The organism is Fibrobacter sp. UWT3 (genome assembly GCF_900230125.1).
Lineage (GTDB): Bacteria > Fibrobacterota > Fibrobacteria > Fibrobacterales > Fibrobacteraceae > Fibrobacter.
Genome location: NZ_OCSS01000005.1, coordinates 1 through 19,930, shown reverse-complemented (window position 1 = coordinate 19,930; position 19,930 = coordinate 1). Strand labels below are relative to the sequence as shown.

Here is a 19,930-nt window from a genome sequence, read left to right as displayed (position 1 = left end):
AGAATGGCCTGCGCCAGTCATCGACTGCCGTCTCTTCTTTTGGGACGAAGGCTCGGGCGACCATTGCACGTGTCGGCGGATCCATGCGGGGCCTTGCCGACAGACTGGTGACTCCGTTCAATTCGCTGGTCCTTGGGGGTGGCCTTGGCATGGCCGTCAAGAATGTGGGTGACCTATCCGAATCGCTCATGTATTACGGTTTTGCGGCAAAGAAAAGCGACGCGGACACGAAGGTGTTCCGCGAATCGCTGCATAAGACGGCTATCGAAACAGGTGTCGCCGCCAATGAAATCCTGAACGGCGTTTCAAAAATCGGTGAAATCACGGGTGACTTTGATTTTGCTGAAAAAATGAGTGAAAGCCTGGCTAAAGCGTCCAAAGCATCTAAGGCTTCTGTTGAAGATTTGGCCACTGTAGCGTCTTCCATGAAAGGTTCTATGGGGTATAGCGCCGACCAGGTTTTTAAAGCCTTTAATGCCTTGATTATCCAGGGAGAAAAAGGGTCCTTTACTTTACAGGGCTTCGCCACCGAAGGTAAGGCTTTGCTGGCGTCTGCTTCTACTTTTGGCATTAAATCTACGGATCAATTTGCCAAATTCGGGGCATTCCTACAAATTGTCAATGAAAAAATCAAGAGCCAGGCGGAAACGACGACTTCCGTTTCGACATTGTTTTCGGAACTTATTGACAAGGCCGCCGATATTAAGAAGAAATTTGGCGTTAGTGTTTTTGACAAGAACAATGAACTTCGCGAATTTGATGTAATTATCAAAGAAATCATGAAAAAAACAGGCGGAAGTCTTAAAAAATTGTCGCCTGTGTTTGGCGCTTCTTCGATGAAGGCAATCAACCCCCTGATCGGGGAGTTCCAAAACAACTGGGAAAGAATGGATGAAATTGCCCAAGCTGGTATCGAAGGCATGAAAAATACCGATGTTTTGGAAGATTATTATGAAAAGGCTTCCAATTCGTTCAACAGCAATGTTGACAAGATGAAGAATGTCGCCCTGCAATTTGCAGACACGAACCTTACAGGGCCTGTTGAACAGCTGACGACCGCTCTGGGCTTTCTATCCCGCCACCAGGGAATAGTTACGGCGGGCTTCAAGATGATGGCCGTTGCCGCTGCAGCTTTGGGTGCTGTCAAAATTGGCGGTCTCGTGAAAGATGTGGCCGGACTCGCCAGGGATATCAAGGGTATCTGGAGCAAGAAGGGCGGCGCAGGGGCATCTGCCGCAGGGACGGGCGCTTCCGTTTTGGATGCATCTGTCCAAAAGGTATTCGTAGTCAATATGCGCAGCGGTTTTGGCGGTGGTTCTGACTACATGGACGATGATGCGCCTATGTATCAGCCTGCTACCCAGAAGGCGGCCCAGGCTATGGAATCGACCACAAAAGAGGTCGGTAGATTCAGCCAGGGCCTTTCCACCGCACGTGCGGGGCTTAACAAGCTCGGCAATACGGCCCTGGGGCGTATTGGACTCACGGCGGCCACCGGCTGGGCAATGGACAAAATCTACGACTTTGGCCAGGCCTTTATGGAATGGCGTAATGTCGTCGCCGATGTCGAGGCCAACAGCCGGGCCATGGAGGACCGTAACCAGGCAGAATTTGAAAAAAGATATGGGCCTGAAGCGGCAAGGTGGAGCAAGAAGCATGGGGACACCCTTCTCGAAATCCAAAAGGAAGAAAACAGCTTCTTGCCGTCACAAAAGAAACTTGACAAGCTTTATGGCGATTTACGGCTATACAATCAGCTGACGAAGAATGCTGTCGCGGCTCAAAAGGGCGATAAAATGATGTCGCCCCAGGAATACATGCAGGCTTTGAACCAAAACATCATTATCAATGTGGATTCCAACGGCAAGGCTGTCGTCGAAACCGACAAGGGTAAACCGCCTAAAGTCAGCGGACGAAAAACAACACCGGGATGGGGGGCATAAATGGCAGAAGAAAAAATTCCAATGCTTGGCCCATGGAAACTTCGGCTGGAGTCGATTGGCGACGAAATCTCTCACGCTATAGCCGAAACTAAATACCCTTACAAGAACGGAGCCGATCTCGAAGACATGGGCGTTGATCCTGAAACGCTCAAGTTCTCTGGTGTTTTGATCAATGACGAGTATGACAGAAACTATACCGAGCTGAGAAATTGGTTCCTATCGATTTTCAAAGCGCCAGTCTTGCTGGTACATCCCAAGCATGGCGCGGTTACAGGCTATCCCAAAAACGTATCATTCAGTAATGACCGTCGCAAGAGATATGCTGCATTTACATTTGATTTTGTGGTAGCGCATGTTCAGGACGATATCCAGAGCTATACGGACCCGTATGACGCCAATTTCGAAGAAACACAGGCTCTCAATTTGGAAGTCCAGGAGAGTGTCGCCGTATCGATGCAACAGACCGGCGTTCCCGACATTCCCGGTTCTTCGGACTGGTCGCTTATCGATGTTTGGGGCTCATTAGGCGATGCCGCCCGCAGCTTTGGCGAAGCGACAAACAAGGCCATGGGGCAACTCCTGGGAACAATTGAATCCATAAAGGCCCCTGTCGATGCAATCAATACGACCATCGATTATATGGACTCGCTGTCAGGAACCTTGACAAAGGCTATCCAGGAATGCTGCGATTCTTTCGTGACACTTGCCAGAAAGGCCGGTTCCAACAAGGGCAAATCCAGGGCATCTACCGCCACCTTGGTCACCAACGCTTCATCGATGTTGGCATCTCTTTATGGTGCCCCCGCAAGCGTTCGGGCTGCATTTGCGACCCTTGCTGCCGCTACTGTCGCTACGGAGACCGCCAAGCAGATTTCTGATGACGAGAAAAAGATGGGCGAATCTATTGCGGCTGAACGAGTCGCCATTGACGATGCCGAAGGCCGCGAACTGGCTTCGGAAAGCGAACCGTATCTGCTTTCCCCCGATGAACTTGAGGATACGTTAGCCTTGGCAAGGGAGTTCATCCAACAGGTTCTTCCGCAGGCAGTAAGCCCCTACAGGCTCAAGAAAATGGCTGCAACGCTGTCGGATGCGGTACTTCGTATCAAGCTGGAATACATGACCACCAAGACAATCAACGTGACCCACGAAACACCGCTCCACAAGATTGCTCTGGACAACAAGCTGAATTATAAGGCGGCTGAGCGCCTTTGCGCATTGAATAACGCCAAGAATCCCACGTTCATGAAAGGCGAGGTGCTTGTCTATGCAGAATGATGAAGTCATCGTGCTTGTGGCGAATGCCAAAGGGAGAGCTCAGGTGGACAAGTTCGTGAGCTACACGATCGATGCGGACCTCTATTCCCCGGAAGGCTCATTCTCGTTCGAATGCGATTCTAAGTACGATATGAACCGCGGCAACCTGTGTCAAATCTTTGTGAACCGCAAGTGCGTCATGGCGGGGATTATCGATACCGTGCGCCGTTCCCTTTCTCGCAGCGGGCCCAAGATGGAAATCGAGGGGCGATCGGTGGCGTCGGTGCTAGCCGACTCCAGTGTGACAAAGTTTGGAACTTTGCCAAGGACGCTGCCCCAGCTGGCAGAACGGCTTGTGAAGGACCTGCCGTTTCTCTCCAGGAAAGATTTCGTTTTCAACTCCGGGTCAGACAAGGATAAAATCAAGCGCAAGTTCGTCGAGCTTTCTCCGGGAGATAGCGTCTTCGATGTCCTGAAGAAAGCGGCCAATTCGCTCGGTTTTCTATTCTGGGCGTCTCCTGACGGCTCCTTGGTCTTCGACAAGCCTGTTGAACGTGGCAAGGCTGATTTCAGAATCCATGCCTTTGAAAATGGCGAGGAAATGGACTATATCGAGGGCTCTGTCACCGAAACATTGAACGGTCAGCACTCGCTTATCAAGGTTATCGGCGAGAGCCAGGACGATAGCGACATCAAGTATGTAGCCGCCTCGGTCAAAAATGACGATTTCCCGTTCTATCGCCCTCTTGTGGTAAACTGGAACGAGAACGAGGGCCCTGCCAAGAAAACCGCAGAACTTCAGCTGGCAACGGAAAAGGCTTCCGCAATCCAGCTCGAATACACGATGCCCGGGCACTCGCAAAACGGTATTCCCTGGACAATCAACGCCTTTTGCGACGTAGAGGACCATTACAACGGCGCTGTTGACTCGTATCTGATTAAACGCCGCACGTTCACGCTCTCCAGGAGTGAGGGCAAGAGAACCCGCCTTGAATTACAGCCTGGAGGCTCCCTATGATGAAATTTTTCACAAGCTTGGTAACCAGCTGCAAGGATGTGGCAGGCAAGCTCCGCAGTATCAGCGGCAAGGCTAACGGTATCGAATTTGAAGGCCGTCAGATGATGCAGCATTTTGGCTTTATCAGCATTCCCAAGGCCGGAGAGCGTTGCCTTTTCTTGCAGTTTGGCAATGTGGTCATTGCGGTTGCAAGCGACGGCAAGGACCATCCCGCCGTAAAAGAAGGCGAAACGGCCATTTACCGCGAAAAGGCACACTATATCATCCTCAAGGACGATGGAACCATCGCCATCAAGGCCGAGGGCGGTCTTGATATCGATGGCGACGTGCGAGTCAATGGCGAAGTTAAGGATAAGATCGGAAATCTCTCAAAACTTCGCGATACCTTCAACCAGCACACTCACGTGGGCAACCTTGGTGCACCAACAGCAACGCCTGTGCCGCAGGATACGGGGGCCTAAATGCTTGACCTGGACACTCTCGATTCCGAATTTTCCCGGATTGTCAAGTCTGCCGACGGCAAGACAAGCGTGGCCCCTCAGCTTGCCAAGGCCTACGATGACTACGCCAAGTGCGGCGTTATCCTCGGTGCAGACCTGTCAGCTGGTGGCGACAAATCACTACTTGAAAGCGCCTTTACAGTATGCAATCCATCCGAAGGTACTGCCGCCAACATGGCCGCCAGGCTCTGTGCTTATTGGCAGGGCCTGCCTAAGCCCGGAATACCGTCCCACGGTGGTGTGACTGTGGTTTCGGTCGTTCCGACTTTTGCGGCGGTCCAGCCTGCTGTTTTGGCGGTCATCACGGATTTGGTAAAAGAGCAAGCTACTTCCAAGCAGGAAGTTCAAAAGCCATACAAGAAACTTTTTGGGGCCATTGAAACGGTCTTGAAAACCGCTATTTGTACCGTGACTGAAACCATGCCCACGACACCGCCCAGCCCGTCACCTTTCCCGGAGACCTTACAATGACTACAGACCAGATCAAAGAAGAAGTTCAGCTTTCGCTTACCGTGGCAAAAGGTTCATTTTACAAGAAACCTGAATTTGGCCACCGTTTCAAGGAGCTCGCCCGTGAAGTGGCGTCCGAGAACACCAGGAGCAAAGCCGAAACTTATGCCACCGAGGCACTAAAGTGGATGCTGGATTACAAGCACCTTAGAAGCGTAGAATCGACGGCCACCTATGCCGATGCGGACAAGCTCCTGGTGCATGTTGTGTGCGTCGCTTACAATGGCGATGTGATTGAATTTAAACGTTTTGTGGAGGTCGGCGATGTCCGTAACAGTTGATCAAATCTTGCAGCGCATGATTGTCGATGCGAAGAACTACAACCAGACAATCAAAATTAGCCAGGGCACGGAAACCTATATCCGATTCGCGACTGCTGCGTCTGCCATCTGGGGCCTCTACAAGCAGATGGACTGGACCCTTGACCAGATTTTTCCGACCACGATGAACCAGGAAAGCCTGGAACAGTGGGCGAACGATCGTGGGCTGGACTACAGCAACCTGACCGCAAGCGAGCTTTTGACGTTCATCCTGTCGTATCTTCGCAACCCGAAGAGCGGCGGCAAGCCTAGTGATTACGAACGCTGGTCACTTGAAGCCTCTTCTACTGGCAGGGCTATCGGGCTCGAATCCTCGATGATTTCCGGCAACATGCCCGACCTGAACGCGGCCAACGCTGTCAAACCGCACGACCGCGAAAACATCGCCTTTACTTGCGGATCCAGCGACACTGAAAAGAATGTTGTGATTGATTTGGGCGATTCGAAGAAAATCTTTGGAATTGGTCTTGGTTTCATTACCAACCGACCGGCTGCTTTTGGAATTTATACGTCCGACGACGCCCAGACCTGGACCAAGCAGGGCAAGGTCGATGCCGCCTACTGGTGGGCTATAGCCACCTTCGATTCTGTTTCTACCCGCTATGTCAAGGTTGAACTCGAAGAAATCGAAGCGCTCGAAAGCTGGCAAACGGAATCCCTGAACGAGGTCAAGTGCTTCGGGGTCGAAGTCTATGAGTCGAGTGAATCTAACGAAGTCCCGGCTACAGCTCGTTGTCTTGATAACCACTATGGCGTAGGTACCGTTCTTATGCTCATTGGCCCCAGTACGCTCTCAATGCGCTGTTGTGAAGCTGTCCGGGCAAAGTGCGAATACGAAGGCCCCGTCGCACCTCGTGAAATCTGGGTCAATGTTCCTGTAGAAATAACTCTTTCTCTACGTGTTACGGTGCGAAAACTGCAACAATTGGACGAAGACGGTTTCCGGGAAGATGTCAATAAATATTTCGCCGATTTAGAACCAGGAGATCTCTTTATTCCTTCACAAATTGTTGTATACGCAATCAAAAATGGTGGCGAGAATGCGACTACTATCGAAGTGTCGAAAAATGGTGGGGAATATCAGGTTGAAACAGATGCAATTGACTCGTATTCCACTGAAAAATTCGTCCTTGGTGACCTGGTGGTGCAGTAATGGTTGAGAATCCCTTCGAAAGCCCGCACCATAGAGCTCTTACGCAGCTCTATCCGCTCCAGATGGACGCGGAGGAATATGCCGTCGCCAAGGAACTTGACCGAGCCCTGGAAAGCGCCAATGCCGTCTACCGTGAAATCTTTCCTGGTTCAGCAATAACGACTCTCGAACGGTGGGAAAACCTTTATGAATTAGGCCATTCCGGCTCCTTGGAAGTTCGCCGCCAAGCCCTTTTAGAGGCTATCAACAGGGATTCAGGCATTGCGGAACGTCATTACAAGGCGCTTGCAGCGGCAATCGGTTTCGATATCGATATTGTAAAACCGCCCAGGATGCTCCGTGCGGGCCTTGGCCGAGCAGGCTTTGAAGTATACGACCAGGATGAACAATACACCTGGACGGTTAAATGTGATAGACTGAAATCTTCTTGTACCAAATTGATACAGACATTGGAAGCTCAGAAAATCCCGTTTACTCAAATTAAATGGAAATTCCAACAGCCACCTGCAGGTCGCTTGTTGCTCGAAGATGGCGGAGCCCTGCTTCTTGAAAACGGACATCAACTTCTCCTGGAGAACGAAACATGAACGAAGAAACCTTAGACAAAAAAATGTCTCAAATGGAAACAAAAACCTTGGCTCAGGCCTTGGCCGCAAATGCATCTTTGGCCGGATTTGCCGGACAGGAGAATTTCACCTTGCCCGTTGGTGAATTGCTTCCTAGTCATGATGAATCGTTAGAAGGTGACGGAACTCCCGAAAATCCACTGAAAGTTAATATCGAGGAAATCGAACATACCGTAACCGAAGAAGTCGAAGAAGCCGTGGATACCATCAAGAGTAAAATCGTCTATACACTTGACCTTGGCGCAGTCCAAACGGGTATAGCTATTCAAGGAAATGGTACCTTGTTTGCCAAAGCAACCCTTTTTAGCCCTGGCATGGATCAGGAAATCAACGATACTGATTCAAAAATCATGTTTGCGACGAATCAGACCGGCTCTGTTTCGAAATTGATATTTGCCTTGTACCGCTACGACTTGGCAGACAATACAATTCATTGGGTAGCCAACACTGACAATGTGGCGTCGCTCGTTTCTACTACAGGCTTGCATGTCGCACCAATCAAATATGTTGCTTCCGTGCCTGAAGGAAGTACGCTACAGCTTAAATCCAATAAATTATACTATTTGGTGGTTTTTACGGATGCAAACAGCGTCAAAATCGCAGGGAACACTTATTCCGAAAACATGAATACCATACCGCTTCTTGGTTGGTATGCAGACAATTTGCAGGATGTAACGGCAGAATCAATAAAAAACACCTATTCTGTCATCAATCCTAATGGAGAAAATCGCTCTCGTTTATTTGCCGCAATATCGAATATTGCCATAGAATCGGCTTCCACACCCGTTGCTACAGGTCCATTTACCGAACTCTCTAACTATGCCGTATCCAATTCTAAACGGATCCAATCTGTAGCCCAAGCGCTAACCCTGTCTTCTTCAGGCATGGTTTTCCAGAAAGTTGTTCCCGCAGCCGATGTCGACATCGTTGCCTGGCAATTTTTGGATTATCATGGTTCTCAGCCCAATCACTATGGCGCTCTTGTTCTTGATAGCCAACTGACGCCGGTAAGCGATTCTTCTGACACCTCTTGTACTGTTGGCGACAATGACAGCACTAAAGAAGGTAACTTCTATGTGCACAAATACGAAAAGAATTCGGGGTCCATTCACCTTACTGCGGGTGAAACATATTGGTTCCCGGCCATAGGCAATGGTAGCAACCAGAACCTAGAATGGCTTATTCAATACAGTTCGGCAACGCCCAGTATTCCTACAAGAGATTTATTGCTTGTTGAGGATTGCTCCAACTTGGGGAACTCGAACAACGAAACAGTGGTTGCCGAGAACGGTTGCTACTTAAAACTTTGGGATAACCAGGGAAACACTTATCAAATATAGAGGTCAAAAATGAACAAAAAGGTCTTTAAAACTGGTGATATCATCACTTCAGAGTTCCTGAATGCTCTGCAAAATCCATCTTTTGACAGAAGTACAGATGAAGTAGGTGGATTGCCGCTTCCCCCGGAACACTCTGAAATGAACCAAGTAAGAACATTTTCGGGTTTTGGCGCATCCATTACTATTGATTTAGGTGATTGGGACAAGAACTCTGTAATTTTACACAAAACAAGTGTCTCGCCTACAGAATCTTCTTACCCAACAAATTGTTCTGTAAGCGGGCATGCTGCAAGCGGTTTTTTACTCTATATGCCTATAGGAAACAGCAATGATGTAACTTTGTCCTATTGCGGCAACTCTTATACTTGTCATAAAGGGGCCGCGTTGTTGCTTATAACGCAATACATCAGTCTGGCTCATACTTGGTGGTGCAAAGCCTTTGAAATCCCTTTACAGGGCGCTGAAGCCTTCTTCAATGCCATTAAAACAGCCAATAATATCTCAGTTGGAGGAAACATTGAATGCGACGGTTCTTTAACTAGCCAAAGTGGTACTTTCGAAGACGAAGTAAGTGGCGATGAAGTCATAGGCAAATCCGTAACTGCTCAAAATAACGGAAATAGCGCTTTTTTTGATGTGCATGTGGGCACTGATGGCGTTGTTACATTCCAAATAAAGGGGAATACGACCTATAATTACCAAACCATTCGATATGATACCAATACAGGATGTTTGCGTGTTGGTCATTCATATATAGATGATGCAGAATGGATTGAACTTGAAAATGGTCGGGTTCTGTCTGAAAGAAGAGGTGGCGGTACGGGTTCTGCGTGGATTGAAAAAGTTGCTATCCAAGCAGATTTTAATATAGATGGCGAAGTTCAGGATAGTTCTGGTGGATTATCCATGTATAGTTCATCAGCCACTCTTACTGGTTCTGAAACTCGCAAAGTGACTATAAGTCCTTATGGTATTACATTCTATAAAATCAACAGCAATCAAGATGGATGGGAACAATTAAATAGCATTGTTCCAAATGTTTAAAAAAACGCCTTTCATTTTGTCTCATGAAAGGTGATTTTTTGTCTCACAACAACCGCGCCGTTATAGCCTACTATTTGGTTAGCGGCGATTCGGATCTGTTGGTGTTGGAGAAAATCAAGGAAATCCCGATTATCACGGTGAATCAGTTTTTTGACGCTCACCCGGAATTTGACATCGCTGAAGGTTAGTTGTCGTTTTCGTTTTACCTCGGCTCACAAAGAACCCCTATAAGACTAAAAGGGAGAAGGTTGACCATATTACAATTTTGATTATGATACACAAGCGAGAACCGGAACCATAATAAAAAAGGATGCCCAACCGGACATCCCTGACCTAGAAGCAAATTCGTTTACTCGGCCTGAGTGAATAAATCAATCAAGAAATCCTTAACAAGTTTCGGGAAATTCTCTTTTTTGTATTCAATTTCGAGACAGTTTACACCAATGATGATCTTTTCAACATTAGTATATTGGATGCCATTTATCGTGATATAAAATTCCTGAGGCTTAGCGTTATCGGCAGGGCACTTAACAACTTTTTGAAAACCCATTGCATCAACTTTATCTAAGTCTGCCACGAAACACCTTCCATTGCCCGAAGCATTGTCATAGACCATTATTCTCTTACTCATTCTCATATCCTCTTAAAAACTGCTACAAGAACACCTTGCAGCAGTTTTTAATATATACTAGAAATCAGACGACAGAAGCCGTTAATTTGTAAAAAATTATTCAGCCAACCTATCAAACAGATTATTCAGTTCACCCTGGGTAGTAATCCGAAGGACCTCATCCCGGATGTCACTCCGGGCAACATTCAGATACTTCATCTTATCACCGACCTTGCGGATAAGGGCAACCCTACCGATGACATCCTGGTTCTTCCGGGCTTACTCAGCGAGACCCCTTGCCTTGCCAAGATTGTCATCCAGGTCATCCCGGTGGGGTTCCAGGATATCCACAACGAGGTTCTACCTTCGCTCATAAAGAGCCTCTATAAGACCTGCTTTCTGAATATACCTTATTTTATGCGGGTTCGCAAGCGGTTGGACGCTGAAAAACGCTGTTTCTTGTTGTGAAAAAATCAATGGTATTGGATTGTTGGGTGGTTGACGAATGGCTTAAGGGAGTATAAATTTAGAGAGTGGTGTATGGGTAAAGCGAGGAAAAATGAAATTCGGGATTGGCAAGGCTTCTGTCGTAACGACTGCGGCAATACTTACTTTAGCTTATTCGGCCTTTGCGGCCGATTGGTACGCGAAGGAGACGCGCTGGGCGGGGCATGACCCGGACATCATCCGTTACGAGGACGGCTATGCGCTCGCGACGACGGACAACCACATGCTCATGCAGTTTTCCGAGGATGCGCTGAACTGGAAGAACGGCGAGCCCGCCATGCCGGAATTTTCGAAGTGGCTTTACGACTACGCCCCGAACATGATTGACATCTGGGCGCCGGACATTCATTACATCGGCGGGGAATACCGCATGTACTATTGCGGCTCCGAGATGGGCATCCGCTCGTCGGGCATGGGGTTCATGTCGAGCAAGGAAATCGACCCGACAAAACCCGGCTACGGCTGGACAGACCAGGGCGAGGTGATTCACACGGTCAAGAGCGACGCCTACAACGCGATTGACGCGGCAGTGCTGAAGGACAACGATGGCAAGGTCTGGATGGCGTTCGGTTCGTGGGGTACGGGCATCCACATTCTGGAACTTGACGAATCGACAGGCAAGGTGAAAAGCGGCGCGAAGATGCAGAACATCGCGAACCGCGGCGGCTCGGGTATCGAGGGCGCAAGCCTCATCGAGCACGACGGTTACTACTACCTGTTCACGGCGTGGGACAACTGCTGCAAGAAGGGTGCCGACCTCGAGAACAATTCCTACAAGACGACGGTCGGGCGTTCCAACCGCATTGACGGCGGATACGTGGACCGTAGCGGCAAGGCGCTCTTGAATGGCGGCGGCACGATTCTGCTGAGCCGTTACGGGCGCTACTACGGACCTGCGGGCGGCGAGGCGTTCCAGGACGTGAACCGCCAGCGTTTTGTGAACCATTACTACGACAAGAACGATGGTGGAAATTCCTACATACAAGTTCGCGATATCGTCTATACCGACGACGGTTGGCCGGAACTGGGACAGCCGTTCCTCGGGCGTTACCTGAGCGCAGAGGCGGAACATGGCGCCTTGACGCACGTGGATATTTCGAGTAGCTCCGATGCATCGAACGGGGAGTTCTGCGCCTACATCAACTACGAAGACAGCAAAATTCGCCTGCCGATGATTATCCCGCAGGCGGGTGAGTACCTGATACGCTACCGCTACGATAACGACTGGACCGAAGATGGCGCGAACGGGAGTTCACACTTTGTGAGCATTAACGGAAAGAACCAGGAAGTGGAATTGCCGCTGACAGGCACGTGGAGCGCGTTCCCCGAGAAGTCGGTGGTGTACATCCCCGCAAAACTCAAGCGCGGCTCGAACTTTATCGAGATTACGAAGGGCAAGCATTATGCGGAACTCGATCGTCTCGACTTTTTGCGCATTATCCGCGATACGATTCCGGCGAACGGCTTTGACAACGGCATCCGCGTGCGACTCACCGAAAAAGATGAATTCGCTATCAAGGATGGCGGCTACGCGATTTTCGAGAACGTGATTACGGATTCCATCGTGGGCCCGGGCGTGCTTGTGCAGGTGAAGAACGGCGCCGGCGGTACGCTCTCATTGCGCAAGGATAGCAAAAAAGGCGACGTGATTTCGAAATGCGAATTGCCCTCGGCGGGTGATGCTACTAAGTGGATTGACGTGCGCTGCTCCAACCTGCCGGAACTCAAGGGCGTGCAGGACTTCTACCTGACGGCGGAAGGCCTCGGCGGCGAAACTCTTGTAGGCAATATCAAGTTCGACGAAGGTGTGAAGGATTCGACGGATGCAATCCGCCGTGTTGAAGGTCGCGACGGTCGCGCCCTCCGTGCGGGTAACGTGCGCGGCCACGATAAAAAATACCGCGACCTCAAGGGCCGCCACTACGAAAAGCAGATACGCTATCGGGTGATGTTCTAAAGTCTTTTACCGACGAACCAAATCTTTTATTGTTATAATTGTGTTGTATGGTAATCTATTCTGAACCATTTGACAAGAAAATTCTGTTGGAACTGCAGACACGCGTCGAAAACCCTGCCACCCAAGAAAAAATCAAGAATATAATCTATTCCTTATGCAAGTAGAGAATGCTCAACATAAGGAACTTGCAGCGGGACGATGGGCAGAAATGCCATTGTCGATGCAGATGCTGAATATCGGCAGCGAGATTTCGCGTGCGAACCGTTGGAAGGCTAAAGGAAACCAGAACCAAGTTGAAAGGGCTATTTTTAGGGCACTGGAACTAATCGACCTTACGATTGAGGCTCAGCGTGGTAAGCATAGTCTCAAAGAATTTACGCGGATGAGAGAAACCGTCTGTGACTACTACCTTGGGGATAATTTCTACAGATCCACCGGGGAGCAAATACAGCGCGATTTCGATATGTTTTTCCCTTGTGCAAAACCCTGACACTTCACTTGAGTTGATGGATTTTAGGTTTGGATGTATTGGGGAAAGGAGAACTGATGATGTGTGTGTTTAGGAAGTGTCATCCTGGAGCGCGAAGCGCGATAGGATCCATAGCAATTACTAGCCTGTTTCTTTTCCTCGTTGCCTGTGGTGACGACGAAAGCAGTTTCGCCTCGCGCCCGGGCGATGACTCTTCGACTGAAACATCTTCATCTGTTGTACAGTCATCCTCGGAGCAAAGCGGAGGGGATCCATCCAGTTCTAGCGCTGACAAAAAGTCCAGCAGTAGCGTAAAGTCGAGTAGCAGCAGTGTAAAATCAAGCGGCAGTTCTTCGAGTAGGAGAAGCGCATGGGAGTATTTGAACCCAAATATTGATTATGGCGAAATAGTCGACGAGCGTGACGGTCAAGTTTACAAGACCGTGAGAATTGGTGACCAGGTGTGGATGGCGGAGAATCTGAACTACGAAGTGCCGAATAGTTTTTGCTATGACGATATAAAATCTAATTGCGATATTTATGGTCGCCTATATAGGTGGAGTGCCGCATTAGGCAAAGGTGATGATGGCTGCAGGTATGGAGAAAATTGTCCTTTACCCGATGGTCATATACAAGGCGCCTGTCCTGCCAATTGGCACTTGCCTAAAGAGGAAGAATGGAATAAACTTTTTTCTTCACCAATCGTCCGCGACCAAAGTAGATCGGGATTCATACTTAAGGCGAATTCAGACTTATGGATAAGTTATAAAGGTATCACTAATACGGATTCAGTTGGTTTTTCCATTTTGCCAGGCGGTTATCTTCCTTTATACGGAACGCATGTGGGCTACGAAATGGAAACCGAAGCACGATTCTGGGCATTTTCTGAATCTGAATATGAATCGCTTAGCAATGACGCACCCTGCTACTATTTCAGTTATAAAAGTAATGGAGCGGGAGCCTCTTGGCACGACAGGGATCTTGGGTACTCTGTCCGTTGCATCAAGGATTCGTCCGACTAGAAGTAATACTCGTAGTTCAGCATGATGGGCAAGAAGGGGAACTGCGAAATGGATGTCTTTTCGGGCGGGTTCTTGCTCGTATCGTAGAAACTGAAGAACATGTTGTCGTGATCGGTCAGGTTGATGATGGTCCAGCTGAAGTTCCACTTGCCTTCGCGACCGATGTCGATGGCCTTCACGTCAATGCGGAAGTAGTCCGTCTGGCGGCCCGCATTGCGACTCCCGGGCAGCACCGTTATCTTGTCTGAATACTCCTGGCTCCCGATTTCCTTGCGGTAGTAATATCCCTTGTACTCGCTGATAGGCATACCCGAGGAATACTTGAGCGCAAGCGAAGATCGGAAGTACCTGCCCTTCTTCTCGTGCTTCCAGAGCGCATCCTCGTCGCCCTTCCAGTTGATTCCCAAATCCAGCTTGAGTGCGTACGGCTGGTGCCAACTCGGGAAATACGCCTTGGTACCGTCGTTTGCGCGCATCACGCTCATGCTCTGGCTCCAGTTTATGCCTCCGAACCACCAGCCCTTATTTTTGCGCAGCGAAAGTTCGTACCCGAACGAGTAACCGTCCGCCGTCCCGAAGTAATCCGCCATCACCATCTCTTTCGACTGCGAGTCGTCGCTGCTGTCCACCTCCACCATGAAGGTATTCAGGTTGTTCTGCGTCTTGTAGTAAACGCCCACGGTTGCATCGTAGTCCTCGAGAATCTCGCGCTGGCTGTATTCCACCGCAAACAGCCACGACGAAGCGGGATCAATATGCTTGCCCTTCGTAGTCGTAGTCGCCGGATAGTAGAATTCGTTGAGGGTTTCCTGGTCGGTATAGATGATGGAATTCAGGTACTGCAGGTAATAGCCGCCATACAGTTCGAGCGTCTTGGTATCGTCGAGATTCACCGTGAGCGATGCGCGCGGTTCCACGCCAAAATGTTCCGCGCCGGTCTGGTAGTTGAATCGCATACCGAATTGCAGCAGGTAATCCGGAGAAATCTTCCAGGCATCCTGCACATAGGCCACGTGGTGGAAGGGCTCCTGAATGTCGACAATGCTCGCATTCGACATCTGTTCGCGGTAATGCTCGTAGTCATATTCCAGTTCGTAACCCGCAGTAAGCACGTGGTTTTCTATACCGCGGTAGTTCACCCACTGCTTGCCCGTGAAGGTGTAGAGGAACATCTCGATAGACATGAGGTCACTGATTTTCATGGTCTGGTAGAACTGGCTATATGCGAGGGTGGCATTGTAGTCCCAGTCGCCATTGATGCGGTGCATTACGTTAACCGGGATGGCGACATTCCCCCAGTCCATATACAGCGGGTCGAAACTCAGTTCGTCCTTGCCCACGTAAAAACTGAACTTGAGGCGAGTATCGTCTGTTATGTTGTACATAAGCGTACCCTGCAAGTCCGTAAACTCGTAATCCAGCGCGAGGTCCAGAAGCCCGATGGCATTGAACAGGTCGAGCATGTACCCGATGTAGGTGGTGCGGCCTGCGAGCACCCAGCGTGCTGGGCCCTTGTGGCCTTCGGTATGGAGCTGCGCCGCGAACGTGCTTATCTTGATGCTCGACTTGCTGAACCATTCCTCCACAGTATCCTGGCCGCCCGCGCGCCCGTCCATCTTGAGCACAGAACTCAGGCGGTTGCCGTACTGCGCCGGGAACCCGCTCTTGTAGAACTGCACATCGTCGATGCCTTCCACAAGGAACGTGCTGAACAGCCCGAAGAAATGCACCGGGGAATACACGACCGCGTTGTCGAACAGGAACAGGTTCTGGTCGGCAGCGCCGCCGCGCACGTAAATCTTGGAACTGAAATCGGAACTCGCGACTACGCCCGGGAGCGCCTGGATACTCTTGATGACGTCGGCCTCGGCGAGGCCCGGCATGCGCTTGATAGACTTCGCGGAAACCACCGATTCGCCCGGCTTGCGCTTGGGGCGCTTGCGCAACTGCACCACGACCTTCTTGAGTTCGGTCTTCTTTTCCTTATCGCCTGCGGCGAGGAGCGCATCGACATCGACGTCCTTGGGCTGCGCCGTATCGGCGGAAGCAGCGGCGCTATCACTCGATGCGGTGCTGGAGTCAGGCCCCTGAGCTTGCCGAAGGGACGATACCGAATCTATGGTTGGTTCGGCAGGCTCACCAACCTTGACTGAATCCTCCGCAAACCCGTCGCCCAGCGCCTGCGAGAAACTGCGCTCCGTACCTGTATAGACAAGTTCGTAGCACTTTTCCTTCTCGGCGCCCGCGGTATCGGAATTGGTAACGCAAACGTTCCAGAGCGTATCTTCGGGGAGGATTGCGCGGAAGGGCTCGCCCACGACAGTCTGGATGGCCTCGCCCGACTCGAGAATTTCCACGTTCAGCTTTTCGCCCGCGGCGAAGGAAGCGTCGCGCACCACGCCGTTGAAGACGATTCCCTGGACCTGTGCGGAATCTGCGGCTGTAGAGCCGGGAACAGACTGCGCGAAGGCGGCGGTCGTGAGCAACAAGGCGATGATACTAATACAAAATTTCAAAAAAGTTCCCGCGTTTCATGCAAAAATAGCAAATGGAAAAGCCCATTTGCCATTTAAACACCCGAAGGCACGAAAAGTGTCACTTTAATGTTCTCATTAGGCATAGCATGGCCTGTGAGCCTAATTACAGGCGTTTCTTATTGTATTTCCGGGAATACACAGAACAGTACCAAAGGTGTATATGGGAACAATGAAAATGACTAGTGAAAAGTCACCTTGGATTCTATCGGCTCTGCGAGCCTCCAGAATGACATTTGCAGTAGGCACGCTCGCATTCCTTGTCGCATGTGGTGACGACTCCTCGAGCGGGCCGGTGACAGGCCCCGGAGCAATGGATACCACCATCGAGGCACTTGCGGAATGCACCGCGCCCGCCTTCCTCAAGGCGGGCGTCGACGTGGTGCTTTGCTCCCGCGAATTCACGCAGGTATTCGATGCCGTCGTGAAGGCGGTCGAAGATGGCGAAATAAAGGAAACCCGCATCGACGAAAGCGTCAAGCGGATTCTCGATTTGAAAAAGTAGAAGGCCGCAAGTAGCGACCTTCGTATAAGCTAGAACCTTCCCACGGTGAGACCGGCGTAGAAGCCCGGCCACCAGCGCGCATTGTGCCCATTGGCGCTGAAATCGTCGTGGTATTCACTGCGGGGCTTGATGAGCACCTTGTCCGCAGAGCCCTCGCTGACAACGTTCACCGTGCCGCCGACAGTCAGGCCGAAGCCCGGGAACAGCTTGTGCACAAAGCCCAGACGCAGGCGGTGATGGAAGTTGATATCATCCTCGTCCGTGTCCATGCTGAAACCTTCGCGTGCATTGAGGAACATGTACTCGAGTTCAAAGTGGTTGCCGTACTTGCCGAACTGCGTACCGAGACCGAGACCCATTTCGTACATGTCGCTGAAGTGCTTGAAGTTCGAACCCTTCTCGAATTCGCGGGTGCCTTCGAAGGCGGTAAACAGGTAGGCCGTGCCCAAGTGGAGCGAAAGCCCGAGCGCACCCATCTCGTTTACGGAAGAAGTCACGCTCCACACGCCGTTACCCACGATGTTGATGAGCCCTATCGGGGTGGATTCGCACGTGCCGCAGATGTTGATTATACCGACCTGCCTTCCGTTCGCACGGCCCGCGATATTAATGGTACTCACCTGCGCGCCTTCGACAGTGCCCGCAATGTTCAAGGCGGCAGTCACCTGCACGTCGGATTCCCCGGCGATATTCATGGCAGCATCAACCTGTACACCCGCCTCGCCCGCAATGTTCAAGGCGGCAGTCACCTGCACGTCGGCTTGGCCCGCATAGTTCAGGGCCGGAGAAACCTGGGCGCCATTGAGGGAATCGGCGATGAAGTTCGCCGTACCCGAGACCTGCGCGCCCGTGGAATTCTTGCCCGCGATATTGAGCGTCGATGCAATCTGTGCCCCGTCAAAGGACTGCGCGTAGTTGATCATGCCGCTAATCTGCGCGCCTTCGAAATGAGCGTTCGCGCCGTTGTAGATGTCGGTCACCTGCAAGCCGTGCATTTCCTTCTTCGCGACGTTCGCGATAAGGCTCAGCTGCGTTCCAAGCATGTAGTCATCGGCCTCTGCGACAAAGAAACCAATCTGGATTCCCTTGCGCGGTTCCTTGTCGCTGTCCACCGCATTGAAGGTCACACGGTATTTGCCGTTGTGATCGAGGGAGTCGAGCGAGCATGCGATGGTATCGCCGTCAGAGCAAACCCTATTCCCGCCGATTTCGCCACGCAGCGTCGTCTGTTCGGCACTCACGGCGGCAAACTGCTTGTGCGAAAGCTTTTCGCGGCGGTTGTTCTGGAGCGTCACCACCGCCTCGCTGAATTCCGCAGGGCGTTCCAGGCGTACGGTGTACTTACCGGCAGGGAACCCGAGGCTCATCGCGCGGCCTGCCTTCTTGTAGAGTTCCGCGACGAGTTCGCCGTTTGCATCACGGATGAACAGGCGGCCATCCACGTCCTCGTCAAGTTCGAGGCCCGCGCTTGTGCTGCGCAAATCAGTCATCACCACGTCGCCCGTTCCCGCGAGGTTCATGTCGCGGCTCGGGTGCTGGGCGCCGCCCATCGTCTTCTCGGTGCGCTGGAGAGTTTCGTTAAAGGCAAACTGGTACGCTTCGGACAAAGTAACCTTTCCGTCACCGCTCAGGTCACCGGCGCCGCGGAGCCCGCTCACCAGCGAATGCGTGAAGAACGAACCCCTGAGCTTGTCGCTTTCCTGGCTAGATTCATCCTGCGTGCTGCTGGTAATGAACGCGTAACCCTTCATGTCGCTGCTCTGGTCCACCATGAACGCGGGCACCGCCACACCGCCCTTCAGGCGTGTGATAGCACCCGAGCCGCAGGCATCGATAACCGCAATCTTCACGTCGGCCTTCATCGCGTCGATGCGCTTGCGCAGTTCCTTCCAGGCATAAACTTCATTCCCGAGACGGAGTCCCTTCTCGTCGGCGTGCCCGCTGTAGTAAAACAGCACCTCGTTGCGGCCCGCTGCGTTCTTGCCCTGCGCGATTTTCGCGTCAAGACCGTCGAGCTGTTTCTGGAGGGCGGCCACGCCCGGCTCCTTCACCAGAATCACGTTACCCGCCTGCACGCCGCCCATCTCGCCGAGCACCTTCGCGAACGATTTTGCGTCACTTTCCGCATAGCGCAGCACCGGCCGGCCCTGCCCGCCATAGTTCGCGCTTACCGCCACCACATAGCGGTTGATGCGCGCGTTATCGCCCTGCGGCGCGGCGCCGTTTATACCCGCAATAGCAGTAACACCGTTTAAACCGGCATTTACAACTGCGCCGCTTAAACCCGCGCCAGTCATAGCCGCATTCGTGTTGGTAACCGCCGCAAAAACAAGCAATGCAATCAGTGAAATCACCTGGAGCGTAATCGACGCGTCCAGCTTCTCGATAATATTCCTCATTAGTTCACTCCCCCTACCTTGCGCAGCGTGATGCTCACGTTGTGCACGTCCTTGCTCTTGAGCAATGCGTCGATGTTGTTCGCGTCCAGCTCAAACGCCGCACGCGACGTGAGCAAGAAGAACTTCTCGAATTTCGGCGCGTTGTCCAGCTTGTATGCAAACGGGAGCGTCGTCATCTTGCCCGGCTCGAGCGCAACCGCACTGGAACCATCGGCC

General features: G+C 51.3%; 18 protein-coding genes and 1 pseudogene. 15 read left to right on the top strand and 4 right to left on the bottom strand.

Going from position 1 to position 19,930, the window contains the following annotated elements:
• From CRO08_RS16515 to CRO08_RS17130, 11 genes are all read left to right on the top strand, one after another.
• The coding region (locus CRO08_RS16515; protein WP_141398440.1) for a phage tail tape measure protein at positions 1 to 1,943 on the top strand (1,943 nt) is incomplete at its 5' end.
• On the top strand, positions 1,944 to 3,221 hold the full coding sequence (locus tag CRO08_RS16510; RefSeq protein WP_097037102.1) for a DNA circularization N-terminal domain-containing protein: 1,278 nt from the start codon (positions 1,944 to 1,946) through the stop codon (positions 3,219 to 3,221).
• Positions 3,211 to 4,218, top strand: coding sequence for a phage baseplate assembly protein (locus tag CRO08_RS16505; RefSeq protein ID WP_097037103.1), 1,008 nt, complete (start codon positions 3,211 to 3,213; stop codon positions 4,216 to 4,218). Before CRO08_RS16510 ends, CRO08_RS16505 begins: the two co-directional genes overlap by 11 nt.
• On the top strand, positions 4,215 to 4,679 hold the full coding sequence (locus tag CRO08_RS16500) for a phage baseplate assembly protein (protein ID WP_097037104.1): 465 nt from the start codon (positions 4,215 to 4,217) through the stop codon (positions 4,677 to 4,679). Before CRO08_RS16505 ends, CRO08_RS16500 begins: the two co-directional genes overlap by 4 nt.
• On the top strand, positions 4,680 to 5,189 hold the full coding sequence (locus tag CRO08_RS16495; RefSeq protein ID WP_097037105.1) for a hypothetical protein: 510 nt from the start codon (positions 4,680 to 4,682) through the stop codon (positions 5,187 to 5,189).
• Positions 5,186 to 5,509, top strand: a complete 324-nt coding sequence (locus tag CRO08_RS16490) for a phage GP46 family protein (protein WP_097034549.1) — start codon at positions 5,186 to 5,188, stop codon at positions 5,507 to 5,509. Before CRO08_RS16495 ends, CRO08_RS16490 begins: the two co-directional genes overlap by 4 nt.
• On the top strand, positions 5,493 to 6,701 hold the full coding sequence (locus CRO08_RS16485) for a discoidin domain-containing protein (RefSeq protein WP_141398161.1): 1,209 nt from the start codon (positions 5,493 to 5,495) through the stop codon (positions 6,699 to 6,701). The genes CRO08_RS16490 and CRO08_RS16485 overlap by 17 nt, the downstream gene beginning before the upstream one ends.
• Entirely contained in the window at positions 6,701 to 7,288 is a 588-nt protein-coding gene (locus CRO08_RS16480; protein ID WP_097034551.1) for a putative phage tail protein, read from the top strand. Before CRO08_RS16485 ends, CRO08_RS16480 begins: the two co-directional genes overlap by 1 nt.
• Complete coding sequence (locus tag CRO08_RS16475) at positions 7,285 to 8,667, top strand: hypothetical protein (protein ID WP_097034552.1); 1,383 nt, start codon at positions 7,285 to 7,287, stop codon at positions 8,665 to 8,667. The genes CRO08_RS16480 and CRO08_RS16475 overlap by 4 nt, the downstream gene beginning before the upstream one ends.
• A 9-nt stretch (positions 8,668 to 8,676) precedes the next feature.
• Positions 8,677 to 9,711, top strand: a complete 1,035-nt coding sequence (locus CRO08_RS16470) for a hypothetical protein (protein WP_141398162.1) — start codon at positions 8,677 to 8,679, stop codon at positions 9,709 to 9,711.
• Positions 9,712 to 9,734: 23 nt separating this feature from the next.
• Positions 9,735 to 9,899: a hypothetical protein gene (locus CRO08_RS17130; RefSeq protein WP_176495188.1), complete on the top strand. Its 165-nt coding sequence runs from the start codon at positions 9,735 to 9,737 to the stop codon at positions 9,897 to 9,899.
• Positions 9,900 to 10,060: 161 nt separating this feature from the next.
• On the opposite strand, the gene CRO08_RS16465 is transcribed toward CRO08_RS17130, so the two are convergent.
• Positions 10,061 to 10,342 carry a hypothetical protein gene (locus CRO08_RS16465; RefSeq protein ID WP_141398439.1) on the bottom strand — a complete coding sequence of 94 codons (282 nt, stop codon included), beginning with the start codon at positions 10,340 to 10,342 and terminating at the stop codon, positions 10,061 to 10,063.
• A 538-nt stretch (positions 10,343 to 10,880) separates the two neighbouring features.
• Here CRO08_RS16465 and CRO08_RS16460 point away from each other — a divergent pair.
• The 3 genes from CRO08_RS16460 to CRO08_RS16450 all read left to right on the top strand — a co-directional run bounded on the left by CRO08_RS16460 (position 10,881) and on the right by CRO08_RS16450 (position 14,276).
• On the top strand, positions 10,881 to 12,785 hold the full coding sequence (locus CRO08_RS16460) for a family 43 glycosylhydrolase (protein ID WP_255252433.1): 1,905 nt from the start codon (positions 10,881 to 10,883) through the stop codon (positions 12,783 to 12,785).
• Between the two features lie 154 nt (positions 12,786 to 12,939).
• Positions 12,940 to 13,275: a hypothetical protein gene (locus CRO08_RS16455; protein ID WP_073114867.1), complete on the top strand. Its 336-nt coding sequence runs from the start codon at positions 12,940 to 12,942 to the stop codon at positions 13,273 to 13,275.
• 359 nt (positions 13,276 to 13,634) lie between these two features.
• Positions 13,635 to 14,276, top strand: coding sequence for an FISUMP domain-containing protein (locus CRO08_RS16450; protein WP_176495187.1), 642 nt, complete (start codon positions 13,635 to 13,637; stop codon positions 14,274 to 14,276).
• Here the strand turns inward: CRO08_RS16450 and CRO08_RS16445 are convergent.
• Positions 14,273 to 16,792, bottom strand: coding sequence for a TonB-dependent siderophore receptor (locus CRO08_RS16445; RefSeq protein WP_255252432.1), 2,520 nt, complete (start codon positions 16,790 to 16,792; stop codon positions 14,273 to 14,275). The genes CRO08_RS16450 and CRO08_RS16445 overlap by 4 nt on opposite strands.
• Before the next feature lie 190 nt (positions 16,793 to 16,982).
• On the opposite strand from CRO08_RS16445, the gene CRO08_RS17470 reads away from it, so the two are divergent.
• Positions 16,983 to 17,315, top strand: a complete 333-nt coding sequence (locus CRO08_RS17470) for a glycoside hydrolase family 3 N-terminal domain-containing protein (protein ID WP_255252338.1) — start codon at positions 16,983 to 16,985, stop codon at positions 17,313 to 17,315.
• A gap of 29 nt (positions 17,316 to 17,344) precedes the next feature.
• Here the strand turns inward: CRO08_RS17470 and CRO08_RS16435 are convergent, their stop codons facing one another.
• Together CRO08_RS16435 and CRO08_RS17125 are read right to left on the bottom strand one after the other, a co-directional pair.
• Positions 17,345 to 19,714, bottom strand: a complete 2,370-nt coding sequence (locus tag CRO08_RS16435) for a caspase family protein (RefSeq protein ID WP_097036307.1) — start codon at positions 19,712 to 19,714, stop codon at positions 17,345 to 17,347.
• Positions 19,714 to 19,930: pseudogene (locus CRO08_RS17125) on the bottom strand (hypothetical protein); the annotation flags it as partial. The gene CRO08_RS16435 and the pseudogene CRO08_RS17125, both read right to left, overlap by 1 nt.

Coding starts and splice junctions, on each gene's coding strand:
- CRO08_RS16510 (WP_097037102.1), top strand. CDS start 1,944: ATGGCAGAAGAAAAAATTCCAATGCTTGGCCCATGGAAACTTCGGCTG.
- CRO08_RS16505 (WP_097037103.1), top strand. CDS start 3,211: ATGCAGAATGATGAAGTCATCGTGCTTGTGGCGAATGCCAAAGGGAGA.
- CRO08_RS16500 (WP_097037104.1), top strand. CDS start 4,215: ATGATGAAATTTTTCACAAGCTTGGTAACCAGCTGCAAGGATGTGGCA.
- CRO08_RS16495 (WP_097037105.1), top strand. CDS start 4,680: ATGCTTGACCTGGACACTCTCGATTCCGAATTTTCCCGGATTGTCAAG.
- CRO08_RS16490 (WP_097034549.1), top strand. CDS start 5,186: ATGACTACAGACCAGATCAAAGAAGAAGTTCAGCTTTCGCTTACCGTG.
- CRO08_RS16485 (WP_141398161.1), top strand. CDS start 5,493: ATGTCCGTAACAGTTGATCAAATCTTGCAGCGCATGATTGTCGATGCG.
- CRO08_RS16480 (WP_097034551.1), top strand. CDS start 6,701: ATGGTTGAGAATCCCTTCGAAAGCCCGCACCATAGAGCTCTTACGCAG.
- CRO08_RS16475 (WP_097034552.1), top strand. CDS start 7,285: ATGAACGAAGAAACCTTAGACAAAAAAATGTCTCAAATGGAAACAAAA.
- CRO08_RS16470 (WP_141398162.1), top strand. CDS start 8,677: ATGAACAAAAAGGTCTTTAAAACTGGTGATATCATCACTTCAGAGTTC.
- CRO08_RS17130 (WP_176495188.1), top strand. CDS start 9,735: ATGAAAGGTGATTTTTTGTCTCACAACAACCGCGCCGTTATAGCCTAC.
- CRO08_RS16465 (WP_141398439.1), bottom strand. CDS start 10,342: ATGAGTAAGAGAATAATGGTCTATGACAATGCTTCGGGCAATGGAAGG.
- CRO08_RS16460 (WP_255252433.1), top strand. CDS start 10,881: ATGAAATTCGGGATTGGCAAGGCTTCTGTCGTAACGACTGCGGCAATA.
- CRO08_RS16455 (WP_073114867.1), top strand. CDS start 12,940: ATGCAAGTAGAGAATGCTCAACATAAGGAACTTGCAGCGGGACGATGG.
- CRO08_RS17470 (WP_255252338.1), top strand. CDS start 16,983: ATGAAAATGACTAGTGAAAAGTCACCTTGGATTCTATCGGCTCTGCGA.
- CRO08_RS16435 (WP_097036307.1), bottom strand. CDS start 19,714: ATGAGGAATATTATCGAGAAGCTGGACGCGTCGATTACGCTCCAGGTG.